Here is a 2,168-nt window from a genome sequence, read left to right as displayed (position 1 = left end):
CCCCGCCCTAAAGGACGGGGATTCCTACTGCTAGACGGCGATGCCCCGCCGTGAGAATGTTCTTAGCCGCATTGACATCTCGATCATGCAGTGCCCCACACTCTGGGCAAGACCATTCTCTTATTCCAAGTCCGGCTCTACCTTTCGGACTGTTGGGGCTTATGCAGCGGCAACACGAACAGGCTTGGGTGGTGTATGATTCGTTGACTTCGATAAACACGGCTTGCATCGCTTTCGATTTATAATCAAGCTGTGTTTTTAGGATATGCCAGCCCGCATCATAGACGGACTTAGCCATCTTGGTTTTAGCTAGTTTTGAACTACTCACATTACCAACCACAATCAGTGCATTTTCTTTGACTAATCGCGTGGTGAATTGATGAAGGTGATTTAATCGGTGGTTCTTAATCTGGGCATGAATGGCTTTAACACGCTGCTTTTTGTTGGCTCGCTGGGCAAGTCCTAATTGAGCTTCTAGTTCCCGATAGAACTGTTTAGATTCAAGTGTTAAGCCATTGCTACAGGTAGCCACTTCTTTTAAACCTAAGTCAATGCCCACTTGTCCTGTTGCTTGTGATGCAATTTGTGCAACTTCAACGACGATGTTGAAATACCATCGACCCCGTGCATCTTGGGAAAATGAACCCGAACGGAACTCGAACTGAGACAAGCCGTAGCTATCCCAGACTTTGAAGTAGTGGCCTGCAAAATAAACTTGACCGCTTTTCCACTTAGCCGCCCCTGATTTAAACGGAATCCAACCCAAGGAGCGACGCGCACCACCGGATACGCGCCAACGCAATTTATCCGTTTTAAACTGACGACGGGCTTTATGGTGAGCGGCAATCACTTCTTGGACAGTCGTTGAATGCAGGATAAATCCACGTTCTGCCTTAATACGTTTTAGGTCTTTTTGCAGATCAAACGCGGAAAAATGGTTTTTTAACCAACCCACCTCTGGAACAGGCACATAAGAATAGAGTGACGTGATTTCATTCGCTGCATTCCAAACCTGATTTACCTCAAACGCCATTTGCCCAAGAATAGGCTTGTGCTTATCCTTGACGCGAACTTTTAAGGTTTTGAGATTGGTCTTTTCTATCATAAGCCTTCTTATATAAGACTCTAACCAATGATTAAAGTATTAGTCTATGAATATCCGAACGGGGCGGCATTGCGTCTTCATGTTGCACGCCCATTTAATCTTTATCACAAAATATCGCGGCAAGGTCTTTAACGACGCTAGTCTTCAACGGCTAGAAAGTATCTTTAAAGAGGTAGGTGAGGCGTTTGAGGTAGAGCTTACCGAATTTAATGGTGAATGCGACCATGTGCATCTGTTGGTCAATTACCCGCCTAAAGTGCAGCTCTCCAAGCTGATTAACTCACTCAAAGGGGTATCCAGTCGAAAATTGAAACAAGAGTTCGTTGACCTTCGTGAACACTGGATATGCAAAAAATCAGGTTCACTCTGGTCGCCTTCTTATTTTGCAGGAAGTGTCGGTGGTGCGCCTCTATCCGTGCTTAAGCAGTATATTGAACAACAGGATAGACCGCTTTAATCGGCGTTCCGCCGATAGCCTTACATCCCCCAGCTAAAGAAAGGGGCTTTACGGCTTCTTTGGTAATCCAGCGACGACCCAATACACTTATGATGCCGCAGGCAATGTTCAAAACGTACTGACCCCCTCGTTGTATAGCAAAACGCATCAATACGACGCAATGGCAAAATGATCAATAGTCAATATGATACCAGTGGGCGACTGACCTATGCGTTTCACAATGGGCCTTACTACAGCGAAGCGTATACGTGGAATCTGGAAGGTCAAGTGCAGACTCGTAATGTCACCAACTCGGTCATTGATCATTCCTATGTCTATGACTCGGTAGGTCGGGTTTATCAAGCAACTACGACCACGCTTTTGAGTGGAACTACGTTACAGACCTTTGATTATGATACCAATGGCAACTTGAAAACCAATGGGCCAACCGTATTAACCTTTAATGCCGCCAGCAATCGTTTGACTACTCGGCAAGGTGTGGCAGTAACCCATGATGGTGCGGGTAACTTGCTGACCAATGGTGCAGGTCATACCTATACATGGGATGCGTTGGGGCGTTTGTCGAGCGTAACGATAGGGGGATTAACGACTAGCTATGATTACAAT

Annotated in this window: 3 protein-coding genes; 2 read left to right on the top strand and 1 reads right to left on the bottom strand. The window is 45.9% G+C overall.

Going from position 1 to position 2,168, the window contains the following annotated elements:
- Positions 1 to 7 precede the first annotated feature (7 nt).
- Entirely contained in the window at positions 8 to 1,105 is a 1,098-nt protein-coding gene (locus A3IE_RS0119300) for an RNA-guided endonuclease InsQ/TnpB family protein (protein ID WP_020397251.1), read from the bottom strand.
- Between the two features lie 46 nt (positions 1,106 to 1,151).
- Between A3IE_RS0119300 and tnpA the strand changes: the two genes are divergently transcribed.
- Entirely contained in the window at positions 1,152 to 1,562 is a 411-nt protein-coding gene (gene tnpA / locus A3IE_RS0119295) for an IS200/IS605 family transposase (RefSeq protein ID WP_026155043.1), read from the top strand.
- Between the two features lie 168 nt (positions 1,563 to 1,730).
- A partial coding sequence (locus A3IE_RS21525; protein WP_033407718.1) for a hypothetical protein occupies positions 1,731 to 2,168 on the top strand: 438 nt, incomplete at its 3' end.

This window comes from Thiolinea disciformis DSM 14473 (genome assembly GCF_000371925.1).
Lineage (GTDB): Bacteria > Pseudomonadota > Gammaproteobacteria > Thiotrichales > Thiotrichaceae > Thiolinea > Thiolinea disciformis.
Note: the sequence above shows the minus strand (reverse complement) of the source record. Positions and strands in the feature narration are given on the sequence as shown.